23 protein-coding genes and 1 pseudogene are annotated in these 22,441 nt (G+C 68.8%); 11 read left to right on the top strand and 13 right to left on the bottom strand.

Annotation, left to right across the window (positions count from 1 at the left end; genetic code table 11):
• The first annotated feature begins 24 nt into the window (after positions 1-24).
• Together pdxH and NVV99_RS06475 are read left to right on the top strand one after the other, a co-directional pair.
• Positions 25-711, top strand: a complete 687-nt coding sequence (gene pdxH / locus NVV99_RS06470; RefSeq protein ID WP_197481817.1) for a pyridoxamine 5'-phosphate oxidase — start codon at positions 25-27, stop codon at positions 709-711.
• Entirely contained in the window at positions 708-1,976 is a 1,269-nt protein-coding gene (locus NVV99_RS06475) for an MFS transporter (protein ID WP_024103096.1), read from the top strand. Before pdxH ends, NVV99_RS06475 begins: the two co-directional genes overlap by 4 nt.
• Before the next feature lie 18 nt (positions 1,977-1,994).
• Here NVV99_RS06475 and NVV99_RS06480 read toward each other — a convergent pair whose 3' ends face one another.
• The 3 genes from NVV99_RS06480 to NVV99_RS06490 form a co-directional block, all read right to left on the bottom strand.
• Positions 1,995-3,089 carry a hypothetical protein gene (locus NVV99_RS06480; protein WP_041803553.1) on the bottom strand — a complete coding sequence of 365 codons (1,095 nt, stop codon included), beginning with the start codon at positions 3,087-3,089 and terminating at the stop codon, positions 1,995-1,997.
• A 129-nt stretch (positions 3,090-3,218) separates the two neighbouring features.
• Positions 3,219-4,160, bottom strand: a complete 942-nt coding sequence (locus tag NVV99_RS06485) for a serine hydrolase (RefSeq protein WP_024103097.1) — start codon at positions 4,158-4,160, stop codon at positions 3,219-3,221.
• Positions 4,157-5,032: a LysR family transcriptional regulator gene (locus tag NVV99_RS06490; RefSeq protein ID WP_006551653.1), complete on the bottom strand. Its 876-nt coding sequence runs from the start codon at positions 5,030-5,032 to the stop codon at positions 4,157-4,159. The genes NVV99_RS06485 and NVV99_RS06490 overlap by 4 nt, the downstream gene beginning before the upstream one ends.
• Before the next feature lie 167 nt (positions 5,033-5,199).
• Here NVV99_RS06490 and bla point away from each other — a divergent pair, with 167 nt between their 5' ends.
• The 4 genes and pseudogenes from bla to NVV99_RS06510 all read left to right on the top strand — a co-directional run bounded on the left by bla (position 5,200) and on the right by NVV99_RS06510 (position 8,520).
• Entirely contained in the window at positions 5,200-6,177 is a 978-nt protein-coding gene (bla, locus tag NVV99_RS06495; RefSeq protein ID WP_242411684.1) for a class A beta-lactamase, read from the top strand.
• Positions 6,178-6,448: 271 nt separating this feature from the next.
• Positions 6,449-7,747, top strand: coding sequence for a citrate synthase (locus NVV99_RS06500; protein ID WP_006551650.1), 1,299 nt, complete (start codon positions 6,449-6,451; stop codon positions 7,745-7,747).
• Between the two features lie 50 nt (positions 7,748-7,797).
• Positions 7,798-8,148, top strand: a pseudogene (locus NVV99_RS06505) (FKBP-type peptidyl-prolyl cis-trans isomerase); the annotation flags it as partial.
• Between the two features lie 6 nt (positions 8,149-8,154).
• On the top strand, positions 8,155-8,520 hold the full coding sequence (locus NVV99_RS06510; protein WP_039958015.1) for an FKBP-type peptidyl-prolyl cis-trans isomerase: 366 nt from the start codon (positions 8,155-8,157) through the stop codon (positions 8,518-8,520).
• A 70-nt stretch (positions 8,521-8,590) separates the two neighbouring features.
• Here NVV99_RS06510 and NVV99_RS06515 read toward each other — a convergent pair whose 3' ends face one another.
• Positions 8,591-9,271, bottom strand: a complete 681-nt coding sequence (locus NVV99_RS06515) for a TetR/AcrR family transcriptional regulator (RefSeq protein WP_024103099.1) — start codon at positions 9,269-9,271, stop codon at positions 8,591-8,593.
• 105 nt (positions 9,272-9,376) lie between these two features.
• Between NVV99_RS06515 and NVV99_RS06520 the strand changes: the two genes are divergently transcribed.
• Positions 9,377-11,176 (top strand): acyl-CoA dehydrogenase, encoded by a 1,800-nt coding sequence (locus tag NVV99_RS06520; RefSeq protein WP_019289914.1) that lies wholly within the window; start codon positions 9,377-9,379, stop codon positions 11,174-11,176.
• Here the strand turns inward: NVV99_RS06520 and NVV99_RS06525 are convergent.
• The 4 genes from NVV99_RS06525 to NVV99_RS06540 are packed head-to-tail and all read right to left on the bottom strand — an operon-like array spanning position 11,159 to position 13,520.
• On the bottom strand, positions 11,159-11,671 hold the full coding sequence (locus NVV99_RS06525; protein ID WP_024103100.1) for a hypothetical protein: 513 nt from the start codon (positions 11,669-11,671) through the stop codon (positions 11,159-11,161). The genes NVV99_RS06520 and NVV99_RS06525 overlap by 18 nt on opposite strands.
• Positions 11,672-11,715: 44 nt before the next feature.
• The gene (locus NVV99_RS06530; protein WP_006551643.1) at positions 11,716-12,207 is read right to left on the bottom strand and encodes a CinA family protein; all 492 of its coding nucleotides are present in this window, start codon (positions 12,205-12,207) and stop codon (positions 11,716-11,718) included.
• Complete coding sequence (locus NVV99_RS06535; protein WP_024103101.1) at positions 12,197-12,973, bottom strand: pyrimidine reductase family protein; 777 nt, start codon at positions 12,971-12,973, stop codon at positions 12,197-12,199. Before NVV99_RS06535 ends, NVV99_RS06530 begins: the two co-directional genes overlap by 11 nt.
• Before the next feature lie 37 nt (positions 12,974-13,010).
• Positions 13,011-13,520 (bottom strand): flavin reductase family protein, encoded by a 510-nt coding sequence (locus tag NVV99_RS06540; protein ID WP_024103102.1) that lies wholly within the window; start codon positions 13,518-13,520, stop codon positions 13,011-13,013.
• Between the two features lie 98 nt (positions 13,521-13,618).
• On the opposite strand from NVV99_RS06540, the gene NVV99_RS06545 reads away from it, so the two are divergent.
• Genes NVV99_RS06545 through NVV99_RS06555 form a run of 3 tightly spaced genes read left to right on the top strand, consistent with a single transcriptional unit; the run spans position 13,619 to position 15,398 of the window.
• Positions 13,619-14,740, top strand: a complete 1,122-nt coding sequence (locus tag NVV99_RS06545; RefSeq protein ID WP_024103103.1) for a YihY/virulence factor BrkB family protein — start codon at positions 13,619-13,621, stop codon at positions 14,738-14,740.
• On the top strand, positions 14,737-15,159 hold the full coding sequence (locus tag NVV99_RS06550) for a phage holin family protein (RefSeq protein ID WP_006551639.1): 423 nt from the start codon (positions 14,737-14,739) through the stop codon (positions 15,157-15,159). Before NVV99_RS06545 ends, NVV99_RS06550 begins: the two co-directional genes overlap by 4 nt.
• Positions 15,156-15,398, top strand: a complete 243-nt coding sequence (locus tag NVV99_RS06555; protein WP_006551638.1) for a DUF3618 domain-containing protein — start codon at positions 15,156-15,158, stop codon at positions 15,396-15,398. Before NVV99_RS06550 ends, NVV99_RS06555 begins: the two co-directional genes overlap by 4 nt.
• Positions 15,399-15,483: 85 nt before the next feature.
• On the opposite strand, the gene NVV99_RS06560 is transcribed toward NVV99_RS06555, so the two are convergent.
• Positions 15,484-17,376 (bottom strand): propionyl-CoA synthetase, encoded by a 1,893-nt coding sequence (locus NVV99_RS06560; protein WP_016694977.1) that lies wholly within the window; start codon positions 17,374-17,376, stop codon positions 15,484-15,486.
• A gap of 130 nt (positions 17,377-17,506) precedes the next feature.
• Here NVV99_RS06560 and NVV99_RS06565 point away from each other — a divergent pair, with 130 nt between their 5' ends.
• A complete protein-coding gene (locus NVV99_RS06565; RefSeq protein WP_024103105.1) occupies positions 17,507-18,181 on the top strand; it encodes a GPP34 family phosphoprotein in 675 nt (224 codons plus the stop codon).
• 16 nt (positions 18,182-18,197) lie between these two features.
• Here NVV99_RS06565 and NVV99_RS06570 read toward each other — a convergent pair whose 3' ends face one another.
• The 4 genes from NVV99_RS06570 to NVV99_RS06585 form a co-directional block, all read right to left on the bottom strand.
• The gene (locus NVV99_RS06570; protein WP_024103106.1) at positions 18,198-19,703 is read right to left on the bottom strand and encodes a carboxyl transferase domain-containing protein; all 1,506 of its coding nucleotides are present in this window, start codon (positions 19,701-19,703) and stop codon (positions 18,198-18,200) included.
• Between the two features lie 118 nt (positions 19,704-19,821).
• Positions 19,822-21,015: an ABC transporter permease gene (locus tag NVV99_RS06575; RefSeq protein WP_024103107.1), complete on the bottom strand. Its 1,194-nt coding sequence runs from the start codon at positions 21,013-21,015 to the stop codon at positions 19,822-19,824.
• The gene (locus tag NVV99_RS06580; RefSeq protein ID WP_024103108.1) at positions 21,012-21,908 is read right to left on the bottom strand and encodes an ABC transporter ATP-binding protein; all 897 of its coding nucleotides are present in this window, start codon (positions 21,906-21,908) and stop codon (positions 21,012-21,014) included. The genes NVV99_RS06575 and NVV99_RS06580 overlap by 4 nt, the downstream gene beginning before the upstream one ends.
• A complete protein-coding gene (locus tag NVV99_RS06585; protein ID WP_024103109.1) occupies positions 21,905-22,441 on the bottom strand; it encodes a hypothetical protein in 537 nt (178 codons plus the stop codon). The genes NVV99_RS06580 and NVV99_RS06585 overlap by 4 nt, the downstream gene beginning before the upstream one ends.

The following is a 22,441-nucleotide window of genomic DNA, read 5'->3' on the forward strand; positions in this document are numbered from 1 at the left end:
TCGTTCGTGCCGTCCGATTTCCCGTTGCCGCGCCCCGAGGGTGACGACCTCGCGCGTATGCGTGTCGACTACAGCCCGTCCGGGCCGACCGACGAGTCCTCGGCCGACCGCGATCTCACCCCCGGCGATGTCGCCGAGGGCTGGCTTCCGCTGGTGCGTACGTGGTTTGCGAACGCGGTCGCCACCGCGGTGCCCGAGCCGAACGCGATGGTGCTCGCGACCGTCGACGAGCGCGGCCACCCGGCGACCCGCACCGTGCTGTGCAAGAAGATCGACGCCGACGGCCTGACCTTCTTCACCAACTTCGAGTCCGACAAGGGCCGCCATCTGGCCGGGCACCCCTATGCGTCGGCGACCTTCCTCTGGCTACCGGTCTACCGGCAGGTGACCGTCCGCGGACCGGTCGTGCGCGTGCCAGACGAGGAGACCCTCGCGTACTGGCAGACGCGGCCACGCGGATCCCGCCTGGGCGCATGGGCGTCGCAGCAGTCGCGTCCCGTGGCCGAACGCGCCGATCTCGAGCACGCCCTCGTCGAGGCCGCCGAGCGCTACGAGGTCGACGACGACATCCCGGTGCCGCCGTTCTGGGGTGGATTCCGCATCGTGCCCGAGTCCGTCGAGTTCTGGCAGGGCCGGCCCAACCGGTTGCACAACCGGATCCGGACCCGCCTGGTGGACGGTCGCTGGATCGCCGAGCGTCTGCAACCGTGAGGCGCCTGCTCGCCGACACCACACCGCTGCGCAACAAGGACTACGCCCGGCTGTGGTGGGCCGGGATCGTCACCGTCATCGGTGCGCAGATGGCGGTCGTCGCCGTACCCCAGCAGATCTACGAGATCACCCGGAACTCCGCTTATGTGGGGTTGACCGGCGTGTTCGGGCTCGTGCCGCTCGTGGTGTTCGGCCTGTGGGGTGGAGCGCTCGCCGATGCGATGGACCGCCGGAAACTGCTCATCGTCACCTCCACCGGTCTCGGTGTCACGTCGCTGTTGTTGTGGGCGCAGGCCGCGATCGGTCTGAACAACGTGTGGGTACTGCTCTGTCTCTTCTCGGTGCAGCAGGCGTTCTTCGCCGTCAACCAGCCCACCCGGGCGGCGGTGATCCCGCGGTTGCTGCCGGTCGGGCAGATCGCGGCGGCCACCTCGCTGAACATGACGGTCGTGCAGTTCGGGGCGATCGCCGGTCCGTTGTTCGCCGGCGCTCTCATTCCCGTCGTGGGTCTGTCCACCCTCTACCTGCTGGACGCGATCTTCCTGCTCGCCACGCTGTGGGCGGTGGTCCGACTCCCGGCGATTCCGCCGCTCGGTGAGGTCACCAAGGCCGGATTGCGCGCGGTCTTCGACGGTTTCCGGTACCTGTCGGGCCAGAAGATCCTGCTGGCGTCGTTCGTCGTCGACATCGTCGCCATGGTGTTCGGGATGCCGCGCGCCCTGTTCCCGCAGATCGCCCACGAGTCGTTCGGCGATCCGGCGCAGGGCGGCTTCGCCCTCGGTCTGCTGTTCGCGGCCATGTCGGTCGGCGCGGTGATCGGCGGCGTCTTCTCCGGATGGCTGCCGCGGGTGCAGCGCCAGGGTCTCGCCGTGATCGTGTGCATCGTCCTGTGGGGCGTGGCGATGGTCGGCTTCGGTGTCGCGGTGTGGTGGGCCGAGCCCGACGGCAGCGGTCTGCTGCTGTGGGTCGCCCTGTTCTTCCTGGCGTTCGGCGGGGCGGTCGACATGGTGTCCGCGGCCTTCCGCTCGACGATGCTGCAGACCGTCGCCACCGACGAGATGCGTGGCCGCTTGCAGGGCGTGTTCATCGTCGTCGTCGCGGGCGGACCGCGCATCGGCGACGTGCTCCACGGCGCCGCCGCAGCGGCCGCAGGCACGGCCGTCGCGGCTGCCGGTGGCGGCGTCCTCGTCATCGTCGGCACGCTCGTGTGCGTCGTCGCCTTCCCGGCCTTCGTCCGGTACCGGGTCACCCGCACCCTCGATTGAGGGTGCGGGTAGCGCGGATCAGTAACGCAGGAGCGCTGCGATCCCGTCGGCGGGGCTCAGACGCTCGTCGATCCGCACCAGGCGGTCGGCTCCCGTCACCGCCGCTGCGACCGGCAGGGCTTCGTCCGCCCGGCACACCCGTTCGTTCTCCGATCCCATCGCCGAGAGCGCGTCGGAGTCCTGGGCGACGACGGACGGATCGTCCCCGACCAGTACGGTCGCGTCCCCGAGATCGCCGATGATCAACGACTCGACCCGACGTTCGCGCAGGGCCGCGGTGACCTCGGCCAGACCCTCGACGGCCAGCCCCGTGCCGGCCCCGGCGCGGAACCGTTCGGCGGCCTCGTCCATCTCGGCGAGCCGCTGCTGGGCGAGCCCTTCGTCGAGGGCGGCCCGGGTCTGCGCAGGATCGGACCCCTCCGCGCGAGAACCGGTCTCCACCTGCACCGCCACGTCCGCCGTGCGGGAAACGAGAGCATCGGCCAGGTCGTTCCGGGAGCGGACCTCACCGATCAGGAAGACCGGGTCCGTGCCGTACTCGTCGGCGAGTTCGGTGACACGCTCCGCCACTTTCGCGATGTTCCGCCGGCGCTGCTCCTCCACCGCAGGTTCCGGATCGCCGTAACCGGGAGTCTGTGCCCCGGAGGCCTTGTGCACGGGGTGGTCGTCTCCTTCGACCGTCTCCTCGTGCACGACGGCGCCGTTGCGGTCGTGAACCGTCAGATCTGCGCCCACGTGGTCGACCCTGACCACGAGATGCGGACGTCCTCGGCTGCCGTGTTCGACGAGCGGAATCAGGTAGGGACCGTCCGACCATCGCACCTCGGTCTGCAGCGGAGGGCGGACCAACCGCTCGTCGACCCATACGCGGTCTGCGTTCGCCACCACCGCGCGGCCGCTCGTCCCGACCGGTGTGGGCCCCTCGGTCACCGCGTGTTCGACGTGAGCGCGCACCTCCTCGGACACCCCCAGTTCCTCGAGCTTCTCGGAGATCGCGCGCCAGGTGAGTTCGGCGACCTTCGCAGCATCCTCGGTCGTGTGCGTGTCCTCGAAGTACACCGAGGCGAACGGACCGGCAGCGGAAGCGAGTTCCTGGAATCGATCGGCCTTCACTGTTGCTCCTTCGTCGTCGATTCACTGTTCCTGTTTCGGGTGCCCGACCCGGTGCGCGGGCAAACGACGACGGCGACGGAGCATCACGTCTCGGGCGGGAACGCTGTCACACCTCGGGCGGGAACGCTGTCACACCTCGGGCGGGAACGCTCGGGGATCGGCGAGCGGCGCCCGTAGTTCGGTGACGGCGATGCGCGCGGCCTCACCGATCGCTGCATCGACGACCGGCAGTACGGGATCCGCGCGGGCGGCGCGGGTGAACACCGCGACGGCGATCGGATACTCGCCGGGGAACTCGACGACCGCCACCTCGTTGCGGATGATGCCGATCGTGCCGGTCTTGCCGGCGATCGCGACCCCGCGATGCGGGAAGCCCGACGCGATGCGGTGCGGCCAGACCTGGGCGCGCATCACCTGCTGCGCGAAGGCGGTGCTCTCGGGCGAGAGCACCGAGCCCGACCACACGGCCTCGAGCAGCCGGGTCATCTCCTCCGGGATGGTCGCGCTCGTGTAGGCCGGGTCGTACGCCGAGACCGTCCAGGCCGCATCGATGTCGGTGAGCGCCCGGAACGCCTCGACGGTGGTGCGGGTGTCCGTCTCCTCGACGAGGCGCTGATAGACGTCCGCCGTGCCACCGATGATCCGGGTCCGCGTGAGTCCGAGGCGCGCGAGGAGTTTCTCGACGGTGGTCGTGCCGATCTCGCCGAGCAGCACATCGGCCGCCGCGTTGTCGGACACCGTCATCATCGATGCGGCCACGTCGCGTCGGCTCATCGTCACCGGATCCCGGAAGCTCGCGATCCCGGTCGGGCCGGGGGTGCAGTCCGACGGCACGATCCGCAGCTGCCCGGATGCGTCGAGTCGGCCGGCGTCCACCTCCGCGCAGAACGCGAGGAACAGCGGAAGCTTGTACACCGACGCGAGGACCACGCGTTCGTCCCCGCGCACCGACAGCGTCGCCGCACGTGGATCCGAACACCGGCGGGCGTGCAGCCATCCCGTGCACCCGGCATCCGCGAACACCGCGCGGATCCGGTCGACCGCCGTGTCTCGCCGTTCCCCGCCTTTCACCGGACGCGTTCCTTGAACAGCACGCGGTCGAGGGCGTCGACGTGCGCACCGACGTCGGCGTCGGCACGTCGCACGATGCGCACCCGCAGGGCCAGCGCGGACGGAGCCCAGTCCAGCCAGGCCACGCCGGGCACCGAGCCGGGCGGTGAGGTCGACATCCCGAAGTGGGTACCGGCGGCCACGGCGGCGAGCACCGCGCGGTCGTCCGCCGCCGGGGTGGTCTCGACATCGAGTCCGCGTTCGCGCAGCAGATCCTGCGCCGCGTCGAAGGCCGCCGGGTTCCCCGTCCGCGGCGGCGCGGCGAACGTCAGGTCGGAGAGCATCGGCAGACGGGGCCGGTCGGAGCGGGCGCTGCGGTGGTCGGCCGGCACGACCAGCCATCGCCGGAGTTTGACCACCGGGCCGGCCTCGAGTCCTTCGGTCAGAGCCGGATGCTCGACGACGGCGAGATCGCACATGCCCGAGCGGACGGCGTCGACGAGTTCGACCGTGCTCGCGGAACGCGTCGCCACCGTCGCCTCACCGCGTCTGCTCAGAACGGTGACGCACAGGGTGACCAGGCGATCGGGTAGTACGCGGGTGGCACCCCAGTGCAGAAGACCCCGGGCGCGGGCGACGCGCCCGGCCTCGGCGAGGAAACGATCGGCGTCGTCGACGAGGAGACGAGCGCGGGGGAGCAGCTCCGCTCCGGCGGGCGTGAGGACCGCTCCCTGCCTGGTGCGATGCACGAGTTCGGAACCGAGATGCTGCTCGAGTTTCCGAAGTCCTTGTGACAGAGGAGGTTGCGTCATGTCGAGCACCGCCGCGGCCCGGCCGAAGTGTCCTTCCTCCGCGACGGTGACGAAGAACCGGAGGTGGCGGATCAGGTCCATGGCAGGGGATTCAATCAGCACGGGCGGACGATTCACCGACCCGGCGTGTCGCGCGGCCGGATCCCGTCCGTCGTCCCCGCCTCCAACAGCGGCGATAGTTCTTCCGACTCGTGCGGACGGCGGGTGGGTATTGGCGGGGCGACTCCCGTCGGTGGTGTCCTGTCGGCATGACTTCCACCGATTCACTTCTCCGGAAAAGATTGTCGCGCAGGGGTTTTCTCCACTCCACCCTCGCCCTGTCCTCCGTCGCCGCCGCGGCGGCCTGCGGGTCGCCGGACGGTCCGGTCGCCAGGGGGCCGTCGACGACGGCCGATTCGGTACCCGGCACACATCTGCTCGCCGCCGGTGTCGACGAGCGTCTCCGGGAGATCGAGGACCGCTACGCCGTGCGGCTCGGTGTGGTCGCGCAGTCGCCGGTGACCGGGCGCGTCCACACCTATCGGGCCGACGAACGGTTCGCGATCTGTTCTCCGTTCAAGGTTTACGCCGCCGCCGCGATCCTGCGACTCGAGGCGGAAGGATCCCTCCGTCTCGACGAGACCCTCCCGATCGACCCGGAGGACATCGTCGTCAATTCGCCGGTGACCTCGGAACATCAGGGGCGCGTACTGCCGATCGACCGGCTGTGCGAGGCCGCGCTCACCCGCAGCGACAACACTGCCGGAAACCTGATGCTCCAACGGATCGGCGGACCCGGGGCCGTCACCGCCTTCGCCCGTTCCGTCGGGGACGAGACCACCCGGCTCGACCGCTGGGAACCCGAACTCAACGAGGCGGCACGGGGCGACGAGCGCGACACCACCACCGCTGCCGGACTCGCTCGCGGCTTCCGGGAGGTGCTCCTCGGCGCGGGGTTGCCCGCGCCGCAACAGCGGACACTGCTCGGCTGGATGCGCGCCACCACCACCTCGGACACCCGGATCCGCGGGGGATTGCCGCCGGGATGGACGTCGGCGGACAAGACGGGCGGGGGTAATCATGGGACGGTGAACGACGCCGGGGTGGTGTGGTCGCCGGACGGGCAACCGCTGCTGCTGGCGATCCTGTCGGACTCGACCACCGGCGACCCCGACGCACCCCTCGAGGGCGCGCCCGTCGCGGAGACCACCGCCGTGCTGGTCGACGCACTCTTCGCCGTGCCGTGAGTACAGTGGCCGGCGTGGGGCGCCGGATACGCGCAGATCCCCGCGTAACGACCTTGGTGAGACCCGGGTAGTATTGCCGCAGGTTATCGGCGTGTGCCGGCCTTGCGGCGCAGTCGCGGAGGGTGCGGGCGAGCGTTCGGAACCCACATGGACGACATACCGATCGGGGACTTTCGGCGGACCCTGCCGCAGCGCATACCCCGCGCTACGGCTAGGTTCTACGTGAATGTCCGGAAGTTTCTCGTAGGTCTGAGCTTGAGAGGGATCCTTCGTGCCCGCTGAGAATGACACCAACCCCACCCTCAGCTACCCCGGTGGCGAACACACGATGTCGATCGCCAAGGCGACGGAAGGCAATGACGGTATCGAGCTGGGCAAGCTCCTCGCGGCGACCGGGTACACCACCCTCGACCCGGGTTTCGTCAACACCGCCTCCACGAAGTCGGCGATCACGTACATCGACGGCGAGAAGGGCATTCTGCGGTACCGCGGATACCCGATCGAGCAGCTCGCCGAGAAGTCGACGTTCATCGAGGTCAGCTACCTGCTGATCTACGGTGAGCTGCCGACTGCGGAGCAGCTCGAGGTCTTCACCGACAAGATCCGCCGCCACACCCTCCTGCACGAGGATCTCAAGCGGTTCTTCGACGGCTTCCCGCGCAACGCGCACCCGATGCCCGTCGTGTCGAGCGCGGTCAACGCCCTGTCGGCGTACTACCCCGACTCCCTCGATCCGGACGACTCCGAGCAGGTCGAGCTGTCGACGATCCGTCTGCTCGCCAAGCTGCCGACCATCGCGGCCTACGCCTACAAGAAGTCGGTCGGTCAGCCCTTCCTCTACCCCGACAACTCGCTGTCGCTGGTCGAGAACTTCCTGCGCATGACCTTCGGCTTCCCGGCCGAGCCCTACGAGATCGATCCCGAGATCGCTCAGGCGCTCGACATGCTGCTCATCCTGCACGCCGATCACGAGCAGAACTGCTCGACGTCGACGGTGCGCCTCGTCGGTTCCTCGGACGCCAATCTCTTCACGTCCATCTCGGGCGGCATCAACGCACTGTGGGGCCCGCTGCACGGCGGCGCCAACCAGGCCGTGCTCGAGATGCTCGACGGCATCCACAAGTCCGACGGCGACGTCAAGGACTTCGTCCGCAAGGTCAAGAACAAGGAAGACGGCGTGAAGCTCATGGGCTTCGGGCACCGCGTCTACCGCAACTACGACCCGCGGGCCGCGATCGTCAAGAAGACCGCCGACCGCATCCTCAAGAAGCTCGGTGCGGGCGACGAACTGCTCGAGATCGCCATGAAGCTCGAAGAGGCCGCCCTCACGGACGACTACTTCATCGAGCGCAAGCTGTACCCGAACGTCGACTTCTACACGGGCCTGATCTACCGTGCGATGGGCTTCCCGGACCGCATGTTCACCGTGCTGTTCGCCCTGGGTCGCCTGCCCGGCTGGATCGCGCACTGGCGTGAGATGCACTCGGACCCGACCCTGAAGATCGGCCGTCCGCGTCAGATCTACACCGGTTACACCGAGCGCCCGTACACGTCCCTCGAGGAGCGCTGAACCCTCGGAGCGACCGGAAAGATCGACCGAATCCCGACGAGGAGACACGCATGACAAAGCCTGAAATCGAGTTCCAGGAGGGTCCCGCCCCCACCCAGTTGGTCATCAAGGACCTGGTGGTCGGCGAAGGTGCCGAAGCGGAGCCCGGATCGAAGGTCGAAGTCCACTACGTCGGGGTCGAGTTCGATACCGGTGAAGAGTTCGACTCGTCGTGGAGCCGTGGTGAGTCCATCACCTTCCCGCTGTCCGGTCTGATCGCCGGCTGGCAGGAGGGCATCCCGGGTATGAAGGTCGGCGGCCGTCGCCAGCTGACCATCCCGCCGGAGCTCGCCTACGGTCCCGCCGGGTCGGGCCACCGCCTGTCGGGCAAGACGCTCGTGTTCATCATCGACCTGCTCGCCGTGCAGGTGCCGCCGGAGGTTCCGACGGTCGAGCCGGCGACCGGCCCGGCGCCCGCCGATCTCGTCATCGAGGACATCACCATCGGTGACGGCGACGAAGCGCAGCCCGGCGGCGTGGTCGACGTGCACTACCACGGCGTGGAGTACGACACCAACGATGTGTTCGACTCGTCGTTCGCTCGCGGCGACTCCGTCCGCTTCCCGCTCGGACGACTGATCCCGGGCTGGCAGGAAGGCATTCCGGGCATGCGCGTCGGTGGACGCCGCAAGCTCACGGTGCCCCCGCAGCTCGCGTACGGACCGGCCGGTTCCGGGCATCCGCTCGGAGGCAAGACGCTGGTCTTCGTAATCGATCTGCTCGGCGTCGGATAGCCGGACCCGCAACGACATCCGAGGCCCGCAACACCGGTGAGACCACCGGGGTTGCGGGCCTCGTCTTCGTTCAGCTACGGGGCGCCCCGAGCATCGACAATGCGAGGCCGACGTAGTTGCGGGCCAGATCGTCGACGTCCACGCGGCCGGGCCGGTACCAGCGGGCGACGTCGATCCCCAGCGACAGGATCGCCAGTGCTGCGGTGGGCACGTCGCCGACCCGGAACGCGCCGATGTCGACCCCCGAGGAGATGACCTCACGGACCACCGCGTCGGTGCGCCTGCGGATCTCCGCGATCTCGCGGTAGTGCTCCTCCGACAGCGCATGCAGTTCGTACTGCGCGACCCGGCAGGTGGTGTGGTGCACGGCGTGGATCCGCACGAAACGGTCGACGATGGCGCGGATCCGCTCGATCGGGTCGGTGGAACTCGTGGCGGCGCTCTCGACCTCCTCGAGGACGTGGAGGTGCCCGTTGCGGCCGGCCTCGAAGAGCACGGCCTCCTTGGACGGGAAGTGCACATAGAGCGCTGCGGGGCTCAATCCTGCGCCGACGGAGATGTCTCGGGTGGTGGTCGCGTGGTAGCCGCGGCGTGCGAAGGACTCCACCGCGGAGGCGACCAGCCGGCGCGCGACCTCGGATCCACCGCTCGGGAGCGCTGCGACAAGAGAGGCGTCGGGGGTCTGCTCGGGTGTGTCGGTCACGGGGTCCGTCCTGCGGGTCGCGGAGAAGGCGTCGTTGACATCATGCACCGTCGTTGGTCTACTGAGTGAGCGCTTAGTTCGTTCTGCTGAGTTCGTTCCTGCTGAGTTCGCTCCTGCTACGGCCGATATCCGAGTCGCCCGAAAGGATCCTCGATGCCTTCTCCAGTCCTGTCCCGCCGCGACCTGGACTTCCTCCTGTACGACTGGCTCGACATCGAGTCCCTCACCGCTCGCGACCGCTTCGCCGAGCATTCACGGGAGACCTTCGACGCCGTACTCGACCTGAGCGCCGACATCGCCACCAAGCACTTCGCTACCCACAACAAGAAGGGCGACGCTCAGGAGCCTCGCATCGGCGAGGACGGTCGCGTCGAGATCATCCCCGAGGTCAAGGACGCGCTCGACCTGTTCTGCAAGGCGGGACTACTCGCCGGCGGGTTCGACGAGGAGCACGGCGGCATGCAACTGCCGGTCGCCGTGCAACGTGCCTCGATGGCGTGGTTCCAGGCCGCGAACGCCGGCACCTCGGCGTATCCCTTCCTCACCGCAGCCAACGCGAACCTGCTGGTCACCCACGGCAGCGACGAGCAGATCGAGACGTTCGTGCCGCCGATGCTCGAGGGCCGCTTCTTCGGCACCATGTGCCTGTCCGAACCGCAGGCCGGTTCGTCGCTCGCCGACATCACCACCAGGGCCGTGCCCGCCGCCGACGGCACCTACCGGCTGACCGGCACCAAGATGTGGATCTCCGGCGGCGACCACGAACTCACCGAGAACATCGTCCACCTCGTCCTCGCCAAGATCCCCGGCGGGCCGGACGGGGTGAAGGGCATCTCGCTGTTCATCGTCCCGAAATTCCTCGTCGAGGCCGACGGCACGCTCGGCGAACGCAACGACGTCGCGCTCGTCGGCCTCAACCACAAGATGGGCAACCGCGGCACCACCAACACCCTGCTCAACTTCGGCGAGGGCGTCCACACCCCCGGCGGCGAGGCCGGTGCGGTCGGCTACCTGCTCGGTGAGCCGCACGAGGGCCTGTCGTACATGTTCCACATGATGAACGAGGCCCGGATCGGCGTCGGCTTCCTCGCCACCTCCCTCGGCTACGCCGGGTACCTGCAGTCGCTCGACTACGCCCGTACCCGCACGCAGGGCCGGCCGCTCGGCGCCAAGGATCCGGCCTCGCCGCAGGTGCCGCTCGTCGAACACGCCGATGTGCGACGAATGTTGTTGGCGCAGAAGTCCTATGTCGAAGGAGCTCTCGCGCTGGGGTTGTACTGCTCGAAGCTCGTCGACGTGCAGCGCACCGCCGAGAGCGACGACGAGCGCACCCGCGCCGGTCTGCTGCTGGACCTGCTCACACCCATCGCGAAGTCCTGGCCGTCGCAGTGGTGCCTCGAAGCCAACAGCCTCGCGATCCAGGTGCTCGGCGGCTACGGCTACACCCGCGAGTTCGACGTCGAGCAGTTCTACCGCGACAACCGACTCAACCCCATTCACGAAGGCACGCACGGCATCCAGGGCCTCGACCTACTCGGCCGCAAGGTGATCATGCAGGGCGGTGCCGCTCTCGCGCTGCTCGGCGAAGCGGTGGGCGAGACGATCGCGCGGGCGACGCAGGCCGGGGGCGACGCCGCCGCCTACGCCCAGCAGTTGGGCGCGGCGGTGGCGCGCGTCGCGGAGACGACCGCGACGCTGTGGTCCACCGGCGATCCCGCTGTGGCCCTGGCCAACTCGTCGGTCTACCTCGAAGCCGTCGGGCACGTGGTGGTGGCATGGATGTGGCTCGAGCAGCTTCTCGCGGTGGGCGACCGCGAGGGCGACTTCTTCGACGGGAAGCGCGCCGCCGCACGGTATTTCTTCCGTTTCGAACTGCCCAGGACCGGTCCGCAGTTCGATCTGCTCGCAAGCCTCGACCGCACGACCCTCGACGTGTCACCGTCGGTTCTGTAACGACACCTTCCAGGTGACCGTCACCGACCCGCCGACCGGTAGCGCATGCCACCGGTCGGCGTAGTCGTCGAAGGTGTCGACGATCCGGTCGACCACCGGGGTGACATCGTGCGCGGACACATATGCCGGAAGGCTCGACGCCAGGCCGCGGCGCGCCTCCCAGACGGGAACGGCGATGCGCGCCAGTGTCTCCGACCTGATCATGTCGGCCTCCGCGCGCGGCGGCATCGCATGCTTCTTCGAGCGCCGACGCCGACCCGCTCTGGTCCGCTCCGCATTGTCGACGGGCCAGAACATGCCGTTGTCGCCCGCGGCCAACTGCCCGAAGACACCGAGTTCGATACCCGCCTCGTTCTCGACCAGCAGGTGCACGAGGTCGTGGGGGAGATAGGGGTGACCGCCCGGGCCGTTGCGCGGAGCGAGCTCCGGACCGATGTCGCGGTGCACCGCGATCTCGTACCCGATCCCGGGACCCTTCGTGAAGACGACGCGCATGTTCGTCACGTTAGGCCCCGCGGGTGGAAGATCGCATCCGATTTTCAGGCGGATGCGCGCTCGACGAGCAACGACAGGGCGTGACGCACCGTCCTCGCGAGCACGTCCTGGGGATCACCGTCGAAGCGCTGCTCCTCGCTGCGGGTGCCGTCCGGACCGGTCGTCGCGAAGCACACCGTGCCCGGCGGGCGGCCGTCCTGCGGGTCGGGCCCACCGGCTCCGCTCACGGCGACGACGATGTCCGCGCCCAGGAGGCGGGAGGTGCTCTCCGCCATCGTGCGGGCCGCGCTCTCGGACACGACGGGGCCCTCCGGAACCTCGAGCAGGCCGTACTTGACCTCGCGCGAGTACGCGACGATGCCGCCGCGGAACCAGTCGGAGCTGCCCTTCGCGGCACCCAGGCGGGCTGCGAGCGTGCCCGCGGTGAGCGACTCCGCGCAGCCGAGCGTCAGCTCCTTGTCGGAGGCGAGCTGTGCCAGCTGCTCGATCAACTCGTCGGAGGTGTCCGTCCCCTCCACCACGTCGTCATCGGCCATGCGTGTCTCCTTCCAGAGCATCGGGTCGCACCCAGCGGGTGAGCAGGGTGCCGTCGTCGTCGCACACCAGGTGCGCACGTTGCAGGGGTGTCAGAGCGGCCGTCGGCGAATGCGCGATACGCGCGGCGCTGCCGGCGGCCAGGACCGGAGCCCAGGTCAGGCACAGCTCGTCGACGACGCCGTCCTCGATCATGCGGCCGAACAGATTCGGTCCGCCCTCGCACAGCACCCGGAGCCATCCCGCCTCGCCGATCGCCGCGAGCAGGGAGGGGCCGTCGATCACTGCGTCGGCGATGACGCGGACGTCGCCTCCGGCGGCCTCCACCGCGCGCCGGGCGGTCTCGGGGGCCCGTGCGGTCGTGAAGACCACGGGCGGGATCGTCGTGTCGGTGAACAGACGCAGGTCGGGCGGCAGGTCGCACGAGGCGGTCACCACCGCGACCGGCGGTATCGGAGCGAGTCCGGCCTCCTCGCGGCGCACGCGCAGGGCCTCGCTGGTCCTCGCGCCGCCGTAGTTCTCGGCCCGCACGGTGCCTGCGCCCACGAGGATCACATCGGCGAGTTCGCGCAGCAGCCCGAAGACCTTCTTGTCGGCGGGCGAGCCGAGGGCGCCCGATCGTCCCTCGACCGCCACGGCTCCGTCGAGGGAGGACACGAAGTTGATCCGCATCCACGGCCGGGACAGGTCGTCGGGATAGGCGTAGAGAGCGCGCAGCGCCGTGTCGTCCACGTGCTGCGTCGCATCGGTGCCGTCGAGTCGTCGCATGACGCCGATCAGACCACTCCCGCCCGCCGGATGCACGTCACGCGCCGTGCCCGGCGTCGAGATCACCCACGGACTTGAAGGTCATGAGGCGGTCCAGGTCGCCACGGAGCTCACCGCGTTCGGGTTCGAGGAGGAAACCGCCGTGGTCGCCGGTCGTGAAGGTCTCGAGGATCCGGCCGACGAACCACGCGCGCGGGCCGTCCAGCACGGGTAGTGCGTGGGGTCCCTCGTGCCACGAGCAGCGGTCGAACTTGTCGATGTCGTCGCCGGTGTGCTCGCCGAACAGCGCTGCCAGTTCGCGGTCTGCCGGGGTCAGGACGTGCACGGCGAGGTGCTTCGCCTTCGACGCCACCCGGTAGGTCCGGTTCTTGTTCGACAGCGCCACCAGGAAGCGGGCCGGATCGATCGCGGACTGGGTCGCGAAACCGATCAGGCAACCGCTGCGTTCCTCGCCGTCGAATGCGGTGACGATGAACATCGGGTAGTCGAGCTGCGAGGCGATGTCCGCGAAACCGTCGGCGAATCCTTCGAGTGGGGTGTCGGCCATGAGCGGAATCGTACGGCCGTCACACCGATGCGGCGGTGGTTCGGCCGCGGTGCGGCTGTGAGTTTGGTCGGTGTGCGAGGTGGGGTACCCGCCGCAGTATGGACGCCGAGCACAGAGGTGATGGATCGTCGGGTGCCACCCTCGCCCCCGATGACCCGCGCAAACCCGACTCACCGACCGATCTGTCCACGCCGTCGTGGAAATATGTGCTGCGCAGGACGATTCGGGAGTTCAGTCGGGACCAGTGCACCGATCTCGCAGCCGCACTGACGTACTACGCCGTCCTGTCGCTGTTCCCTGCGCTGCTCGTCGTGGTCTCGTTGCTCGGCGTGTTCGGCCAGGGACAGACGACGGTCGACACCGTGCTCGGCATGGTCGAGGACCTCGGCCCGTCCTCCGCCGTCGACACCCTGCGAGGGCCGATCGAACAGCTCGTGTCCGCACCGACAGCCGGATTCGCCCTGATCGTCGGTATTCTCGGCGCGCTGTGGTCGGCCTCGGGATATGTCGGCGCCTTCGGCCGCGCCATGAACCGGATCTACGAGATCGAAGAGGGCCGGCCCGTCTGGAAGCTGCGTCCGCTGATGCTGCTGATCACCGCTGTGGCCCTGGTGGCCGCCGGGACGACCGCCCTGATGCTTGTGATCAGCGGCCCGGTCGCACGCACGATCGGCGACGTCATCGGCCTCGGCGACACCGCCGTGACGGTGTGGAACATCGTCAAGTGGCCCGTGATGCTTGCGCTGGTGGTCATGATCGTCGCGGTGCTGTACTACGCGACGCCCAACGTGTCCCAGCCGAAGTTCCGCTGGGTCAGCCTCGGATCGCTCATCGCGATCGTCGTGTGGATCGTGGCTTCGGTGGCATTCGCCTTCTATGTCTCGAATTTCGGCAGCTACAACAAGACCTACGGCTCACTCGCCGGTGCGGTGATCTTCCTGTTGTGGTTGTGGATCACCAATCTGGCCTTGTTGTTCGGTGCCGAGTTCGACGCCGAGATGGAACGTGGCCGCCAGCTGCAGGCCGGTATGCCTGCCGAGAAGACATTGCAACTGCCCGAACGTGATTCGCGCGCGAGCGAGAAGAACGCCGCCAAGCTGGAGGAACTCGTCGAGCACGGGCGGAAGCTGCGCGAAGCCCACAGCGCCGACGGCTCCTCCGGAGAGGCGGCCGACCCCGTGGGCCCTACCGGGCCCACGACGGAAAGGAATCCGCGATGACGACACCCGGCAATGCGCGCCCCGTAGCCGAGCAACCGAAGAACCTGTCCACTGTCGAACTCACCGAGCGGCTCACCGAACAGGTCTCGACCCTGGTGCGGACCGAGGTCTCGCACGCGCTCGAGGAAGTCAAGTCCAAAGGCACCCGCATCGGTGTGGGCGTGGGGATCTCGGGTGCGGGAGCGATCCTGTTGTTCCTCGGTCTGGCGACCCTGATCGCGACGGCCGTACTCGGCCTCGCCACCGCCGTCGAACCGTGGCTCGCGGCCCTCATCGTCGCGCTCGTGGTGCTCGCGGTCGGTGGCATCCTCGCCGCGGTCGGTGCCTCGAAGGCGAAGAACGCCGCACCGCCCGTGCCGGAACGCACGGTCGCCAGTGTCCGCGCCGACATCGACGCCGCGAAGGGAGCAACGAAGTGACCGCATCCGACAACGGTGGTCGTCCGGACGAGGTGGCCGACATCGAACGTCAACGGGCCGAACTCGCCGCGACCGTCGGCGAACTCACCGACAGACTCGACGTGCCCACCCGGGTCAAGCAGTCCGCGGCCGAACGGGCCCAGGAGGTCCGCAACCGGCCCGATCTGATCGCGGTGGCCGGCGGGGTCATCGCGGCCGTGCTCGTGCTGGTGCTTGTGAGACGCAGACGGAAGAAGTGACGTAGGCGTACTCGAGCGGACGGATACTCGTGTTCTGCACCGAGTATCCGTCCGCTGCTGTGTGCAGGCTCAGCGGGGCGTGCCGTCAGCCGCCGAGCTGTTCCTTCAGCGCGTCGAGCACGGCCGGGTCCTCGATCGTCGACGGCACGGTGTACTCCTCGTGGTCGGCAATCTGCCGCATGGTCTTGCGGAGGATCTTGCCGGAGCGCGTCTTCGGCAGGGCCTGGACCACGGTCACGTCGCGGAAGGTCGCGACCGCACCGATCTGGTCGCGGACCATCGTGACGAGTTCCTGACGCAGGGTCTCGGGCTCGATCTCCACACCGGCCTTGAGCACCACGTAACCCGAGGGGCGCTGGCCCTTCAATTCGTCGCGGATGCCCACCACGGCGCATTCGGCGACAGCGGGATGCGAGGCCACCACGGCCTCCATGCTGCCGGTCGAGAGCCGGTGCCCGGCAACGTTGATCACGTCGTCGGACCGGCCGAGGACGAAGACGTAGCCGTCCTCGTCGACATAGCCCGAGTCGCCGGTGAGGTAGTAACCGGGGAAGGTGTCGAGGTACGACCGACGGTACCGGTCGTCGTCCTGCCACAGGCCGGCCAGTGTGCCCGGCGGCAACGGCAGGCGGATGACGATGTTGCCCTCGGTGTTCGGATCGACGGGCTTGCCCTCTCCGTCGACGATCTCGACCCGGTAGCCCGGCACGGGGACGGTGGGGGAGCCGGCCTTGAGCGGCATCGCCTCGAGGCCGCGCAGATTCGCCGCGATCGCCCAGCCCGTCTCGGTCTGCCACCAGTGGTCGACCACCGGGCGGTCGAGCACCTTCGTCGCCCAGTGGTAGGTGTCGGGGTCGAGGCGCTCACCGGCGGCGAAGAGCGTCTGCAGCGAGTCGATGGGGTACTTCTTCAGTTCCTCGGCGTTCGGATCCGCCTTGCGCACAGCGCGAATCGCCGTGGGAGCGGTGAACAGTGCCTTGACGCCGTTCTCGGCGATGATCCGCCAGAACGCACCCGCATCGGGGGTGCCGACGGGCTTTCCCTCGTACATCACCGTCGTTGCTCCGACCAGCAGCGGGCCGTAGACGATGTAGGAGTGGCCGACCACCCAGCCCACATCGGACGCGGTCCACCACACGTCGCCCGGATCGATGTCGTAGATGTTGCGCATCGACCACGTCAGGGCCACGGCGTGCCCACCGTTGTCGCGGACCACGCCCTTGGGCTTCCCGGTGGTGCCGGAGGTGTAGAGGATGTAGAGCGGGTCGGTCGCCGCGACCGTCACGGGCTCCGCAGGGGACGCGTCGGCGCACAGCTCGTCCCAGTCGAACCACGCCGCCGAGGACGTCTGGTAGTCGGCCGCCGATCCGGGGATCTGCTCGCGGTTCTTCACGATCACGGTGTGCGGCGGGGTCGGCGACAGGCCGATCGCCTGCTCGACGATCGGCAGGTACTCGACGGTGCGGCCGGGTTCGAGACCACCGGAGGCGGTGACGAGCACGACCGGCGTGGCGTCGTCGATGCGGGTCGCGAGTTCCTTCGCGGCGAACCCGCCGAACACCACCGAGTGCACCGCCCCGATGCGGGCGCAGGCGAGCATCGCGATGGCGGCCTCGGGGATCATCGGCATGTAGACGATGACGCGGTCGCCGGCGGCGACACCCTGGTCGCGCAGCACACCGGCGAACTTCGCGACCTCGTCGAGCAGTTCGGCGTAGGTGTAGGTGCGCTTGGCCGGAACCATCGCCGAATCCCAGATCAGGGCCGGGCGGTCGCCGTTGCCGGCGTCCACGTGCCGGTCGAGTGCGTTGACGCTGGTGTTCAGGGTGCCGTCCGGGAACCACTTGTACGACGGTGCCGCCGAGTCGTCGAGAGCTCGCGTCGGCGCGCTCTCCCACTCGACCGCGCGGGCGGCCTCGAGCCAGAATCCCTCCGGATCCTCGGTGCTCCGACGGAACGCCTCCTCGTACGAGCCCATCGTTCGTGTCCTTCCTCGACGGCGGTTGTGGCCCGAACCACTCTATGTGACCTGCAAGGGGGTGGCTGCAGGTCTGCGTCGGACGGACACGACCAGGCGACGAACGGACGAAGTGCCTACCCTGAGCCGCATGACCTCGATCGCGGAAGACCTGCTGCTCCTGCTTCTGGACGACGAATCGGGAAAGCCTCTCGTCGACGGAGTGAAACTGCCCCGCGTTCTCGCGGGTGCGGTGCTCCTCGAACTCGCCCTCGACGACGTGGTGGCGGTCGACACCGAGGGGGAGCAGGTGAAGAAGGGGCGGATCGCGATACGCACCGAGGCACGACCCGCCGATCCGATCCTTGCCGAGGCAGTCGAGCGTCTCGGCTCGGGCAGGCCGCTGAAGCCGACGTCGGCCATCGAGAAACTGCAGAAGGACCTGCAGGAGAAGCTTCTCGCGCGGGTCGTCGAGCAGGGCTGGGTCTCGGAGGAGCGCGGGAGGATCCTCGGCGTGTTCCCGACGAAGAAGTGGCCCACGATCGATTCCACCCACGAGCAGCGCGTCCGCGACCTGATCCGCGCGGCGTTGATCGACGGCCTGACCCCGGAGCCGCGCACCACGGCGCTGATCGCGCTGCTGTCGGCGGCGGATGCGGCGCCGAAGGTGTTCCCGGACGCCGACAAGCGGGCAGTGAAGAAACGAGCGAAGGAGATCGCGCAGGGCGAGTGGGCGGCCGAGGCGGTGCGCGACGCCGTCGCATCCGTCAACGCGGCCATGATGGCCGCCGTCGCGGCCGGCGGGGCGGTGGCGGGTTCGAGCTGATCCGGATCGCGCCGGGTCAGGAGTGCACGCCGAGCTTGCGGTACCGCTCGATCCGTCGCCGGTAGCGGTCCTCCGCGGGCTCGTCGGTGAGGATCGCGAGTTCGCGGGCGACCGCAGCACCGACCCGCTTGACGAACGAGACGGGTTCCTCGGTGGCATCGGGGTGCTCGGGGACGATCGCGTCGACGACACCGTTGCGCAGCAGGTCGCGGGAGCGGATCCCCTGATCCTGCGCCATGGCCGGTGCGTGGGTGGTGTCGCGGTGCACGATCGCACTCGCGCCTTCGGGCGGGAGCGGGGCGAGCCAGCCGTGCTGCGCGCACAACACGCGGTCTGCGGGCAGCAGGGCGAGCGCGCCGCCTCCGGTTCCCTGACCGAGCAGCACCGACACCGTCGGGGTGGGCAGAGTGACGAGATCGGCGAGGCAGCGGGCGATCTCGGGTGCGAGCCCGCGTTCCTCTGCCTCCTTCGACAGCGACGCGCCGAGGGTGTCGATGACGAGCACGAGCGGCAGGCGCAGTTCGTCGGCGAGACGCATCGCGCGGCGGGCCTCGCGCAGTGCTCCCGGCCCCATCGTGCGTTCGGGTGACTGTCCCGCACGGTCCTGGCCGAACATCACACACGACACGCCGCGGAACCGGGCGAGGGAGAGCAGGACGGTGCGATCGGATTCGCCCTCACCGGTCCCGGACAGGGGGACCTGCGCGGAGGCGGCGTGACGCAGCAACTGCCGGATACCGGGCCGTTCGGGCCGTCGGCTGAGCATTACCGAATGCCAGGCCGGGATGTCGGGCACGTCGTCGACGGTGGTGATCGCCGGACTCGACGTCACCTCGGGCCGGTTGCCCTCGACGAGTACGCGCAGCAGCCGGTGCACGACCTGACGCACACCGCCGAGGGGCACGACCCCGTCGATCACGCCCTTGCGGTACAGGTTCTCCGCGGTCTGGACGTCCTCGGGGAAGTTCTCCTGGTAGAGCGCCTTGTAGACGCGCGGACCGAGGAACCCGACGAGCGCGCCCGGTTCGGCGGCAGTGACGTGCCCGAGCGACCCCCACGACGCGAACACCCCGCCCGTCGTCGGATTGCGCAGGTACACGAGATAACCGAGATGTGCGGCCTTGTGCGCAGCGACGGCGGCGGCGATCTTCACCATCTGCACGAAGGCGAGGGTGCCCTCCTGCATGCGGGTGCCACCCGAGGTGGGCGACGCGAGCAGGGGCAGTCCCTCGGCGGTCGCGCGTTCGACGGCGGTGACGATGCGTTCGGCGGCGGCGACACCGATCGAGCCTGCGAGGAAGGAGAATTCGCACACGATCAGAGCGACCCGGCGGCCGTGGACGGTGCCCGAACCGGTGAGCACGGATTCGTCGACCCCGGACTTATCGGCGGCCCTGTCCAGATCGGCGAGGTACTTCTCGCCGGCCCCGACATCGATCGGCGGAACGTCCCAGGAGACGAAGCTTCCCGGGTCGAGCACCTTGTCGATGAACTCCTGCGCCGAGATCCTGCTACCGGCCACGTCGCCTCCACCTGTCCTCGTCCGTCGCGGTCAACCTATACCGGCGCGAACGAGGGGGAGGACATGTGCGTGTTCTTGCGACACACCGCATATATCCTCCCCCTCGTTGTGGGATCGGCTATCGGCCGAGCGCTTCCTTCCACGTGACCGTCCGGCCGATGCGCAGGATCGACCGCTGGTAGATGCGCGCGGCAATCACACTGAGCACCGCGATCGCGGCGACCATCAGCACGATGGTGCCGACGATCTGCACCGGGGTGGCAACTCCCGCGGCGATGCGCAGCGGCATGAGGATCGCGGAGAACGGCGGGATCCAGCTCAGCGTGGTGCTCCATCCGGCCTCGGGGTCGTCGACCGACGAGAACGCCGCGAAGAACATCGCGAGGATCAGCATCACCAGCGGACCCGAGGTGGAATTGACGTCCTCCTGCCGCGACACCATCGACCCTGCCGCCGCGTAGAGGACGGCGAAGAACGCGAAGCCGAGGACGAACCAGCCGAGGGTGCCGGCGAGCACGCCGAGGGCGGTGCCGGTGATCGTGAGGGTGTCGGTGGCGAGCGCCGTGCCGACACCGACCGCGCCGTAGGCGGTGAGTTGCAGGAGCCCGACCGCGCCGATGCCGAGGATCTTGCCCCACAGCAGTTGCAGTGGACGCAGCGTGGACAGCAGCAGTTCGACGACACGCGAGGACTTCTCCTCGACGACACCCATCGCGACGTACATGCCGAACATCAGGATCTGCATGTACAGCAGGATCACCGCGATGATCGAGAGGATGATGCGTTGTCCCTGTTCGGGGTCCGGCGGGTCGAGGGCGTCGACGGTCACGGTCGCCGCCGAGACGTCGGCCGCGACCGCGGCGGGATCGACGCCGCGGTCGGTCAGCGCGGCGACCTGGGCCTGCTGCACGACAGCGGCCTCGACGACCGCGCGGACGTCGGTGTCGAGTTCCGATTCGGTGATCGCTGTGACGGATGCGCCGTCGCCGGGGACGAGCGCGACGTCGAGATCGCCGGAGGACACCTGCTCGCGGGCGGTGGCGGCGTCGGGAACGTCGGAGACCTCGAGCGGAGTGCCGACGGTCTCACCGAGCGACTCGATCGTCGTCTGCAGCGCGGGCGCCCCCACGACTCCGACGGTGGGCCGGTCGTCGTCGCCGCCGGACAGGATCGAGGTGGCGACGATGCCGACGACGATCGCGACGAGGATGATCGCGTTGCTGATCAGGAAGCTCTTCTTCTGAACCTGCGTGACGAACTCGCGCGACGCGACGAGACCGACCGCGCGGGCGTTGCTCAACGGGGCGCTCATGCGGAAACCACCTCTCGGAACAGCTCGGTCAGGGATGGGCGTCGGAGCGAGAACTCGTGGACCGGGCCGGTGGCCAGGGCCGCCTTGAGGATCAGCTGGTCGTCGGCGCCGGGGGTGACGGTGAGCACGGTGCGCTCGTCCTCGTCCTCGTACTCGGCGTGCGTGACGCCCGGCAGACCGTGCGCCCAGCCTCGGGGTGCCTGCGGCGCGTGGACGACGAGGAGCGCGTCGCCCTTGGACCGCAGGTCGTCGACGGTGCCCACGGCGCGCATCCGACCTGCGCCGATGATGCCCACGCGGTCGCACAGGCGCTGGACGAGGTCGAGCTGGTGGCTCGAGAACACCACCGGCACGCCATCTTTCGCCTTCTCGAGCAGGACGTCGCTCATGACGTCGACGGCTACCGGGTCGAGGCCGGAGAACGGCTCGTCGAGGACGAGGACCTTCGGGTCGTGCACGAGAGCCGCGGCGAGCTGCACGCGCTGCTGGTTGCCGAGCGACAGGGCGTCGACGGTGTCGCCGAGACGTTCTGCGATGCCGAGCCGTTCGGTCCACCGTTGCACCGCCTCCGACGCCTCCGACTTCGAAAGGCCGTGCAGCCGAGCGAGATAGGACAGTTGCTTGCCGACCTTCATCTTCGGATACAGGCCGCGTTCCTCGGGCATGTACCCGATGTTGCGGCGCATCTCGAGGTCGACCGGCTTCCCGTCGATGCGGACCTCGCCGGAGTCGGCGGCCAGGACGCCGAGGGTGATCCGCATGGTGGTGGTCTTGCCGGCGCCGTTGCTGCCGACGAATCCGAACAGCTCGCCGGGGCGGACTTCGAAACTCACGCCGTCGAGGGCGACCGTGTCGCCGTAGCGCTTCGAGAGATTGTCGATCGTCAGTGTCACAGCAGGTCCTCCGGATCGTCGTCGGGGCGGGTCCAGGCGAGCAGAACGGCGGGCAGGCAACCGCTGAACAGTATCGAGGCGAGAGCGAATCCGCCTGCGGAATAGGCGAGTGCCCGATGGTCGATCGAGTCGATCGCCGGGCTCCACAGCAACGCGAAGATCGGGATCATCAGCAGGCCCTGCGCCACGGACAGACCGATCGAGCGGGCGCTGTTGCGCTCGGCGATCTCGCGTTCATCGAGGGCGCGACGGGGTGCATCGGACTGCCTTCCCGACACGATCTGCAGACACGTCCAAGTGGGCAGGAACACCAGCGTCACCGGCAGCCAGGCGATCGCCGCCGCCATTGTGAAGTACGACGCGATCGACGCGACGAACATCAGCGCGATCAGCACCATGACGGCGACGGCGAGGATGCGGCGGCGACGGCGGGTACGCCAGTTCGGCATCCACCCCCTGGTGATCTCCTCGTTCTTCAGGAACCTGCGGGTGCGGTACTCCTCGTAGCGATCGAGCAGGGATTCTGTGGTCAT

It is taken from the genome of Rhodococcus sp. PAE-6 (assembly GCF_025290685.1).
GTDB lineage: Bacteria > Actinomycetota > Actinomycetes > Mycobacteriales > Mycobacteriaceae > Rhodococcus > Rhodococcus pyridinivorans.

What these genes read in the sequence shown, in the direction of transcription:
- NVV99_RS06490 (WP_006551653.1), bottom strand. Translation starts at nt 5,032, where the DNA reads ATGGACCTGATCCGCCACCTCCGGTTCTTCGTCACCGTCGCGGAGGAA.
- bla (WP_242411684.1), top strand. Translation starts at nt 5,200, where the DNA reads ATGACTTCCACCGATTCACTTCTCCGGAAAAGATTGTCGCGCAGGGGT.
- NVV99_RS06520 (WP_019289914.1), top strand. Translation starts at nt 9,377, where the DNA reads ATGCCTTCTCCAGTCCTGTCCCGCCGCGACCTGGACTTCCTCCTGTAC.
- NVV99_RS06525 (WP_024103100.1), bottom strand. Translation starts at nt 11,671, where the DNA reads ATGCGCGTCGTCTTCACGAAGGGTCCCGGGATCGGGTACGAGATCGCG.
- NVV99_RS06530 (WP_006551643.1), bottom strand. Translation starts at nt 12,207, where the DNA reads ATGGCCGATGACGACGTGGTGGAGGGGACGGACACCTCCGACGAGTTG.
- NVV99_RS06535 (WP_024103101.1), bottom strand. Translation starts at nt 12,973, where the DNA reads ATGCGACGACTCGACGGCACCGATGCGACGCAGCACGTGGACGACACG.
- NVV99_RS06540 (WP_024103102.1), bottom strand. Translation starts at nt 13,520, where the DNA reads ATGGCCGACACCCCACTCGAAGGATTCGCCGACGGTTTCGCGGACATC.
- NVV99_RS06545 (WP_024103103.1), top strand. Translation starts at nt 13,619, where the DNA reads ATGGACGCCGAGCACAGAGGTGATGGATCGTCGGGTGCCACCCTCGCC.
- NVV99_RS06550 (WP_006551639.1), top strand. Translation starts at nt 14,737, where the DNA reads ATGACGACACCCGGCAATGCGCGCCCCGTAGCCGAGCAACCGAAGAAC.
- NVV99_RS06560 (WP_016694977.1), bottom strand. Translation starts at nt 17,376, where the DNA reads ATGGGCTCGTACGAGGAGGCGTTCCGTCGGAGCACCGAGGATCCGGAG.
- NVV99_RS06565 (WP_024103105.1), top strand. Translation starts at nt 17,507, where the DNA reads ATGACCTCGATCGCGGAAGACCTGCTGCTCCTGCTTCTGGACGACGAA.
- NVV99_RS06575 (WP_024103107.1), bottom strand. Translation starts at nt 21,015, where the DNA reads ATGAGCGCCCCGTTGAGCAACGCCCGCGCGGTCGGTCTCGTCGCGTCG.
- NVV99_RS06585 (WP_024103109.1), bottom strand. Translation starts at nt 22,441, where the DNA reads ATGACCACAGAATCCCTGCTCGATCGCTACGAGGAGTACCGCACCCGC.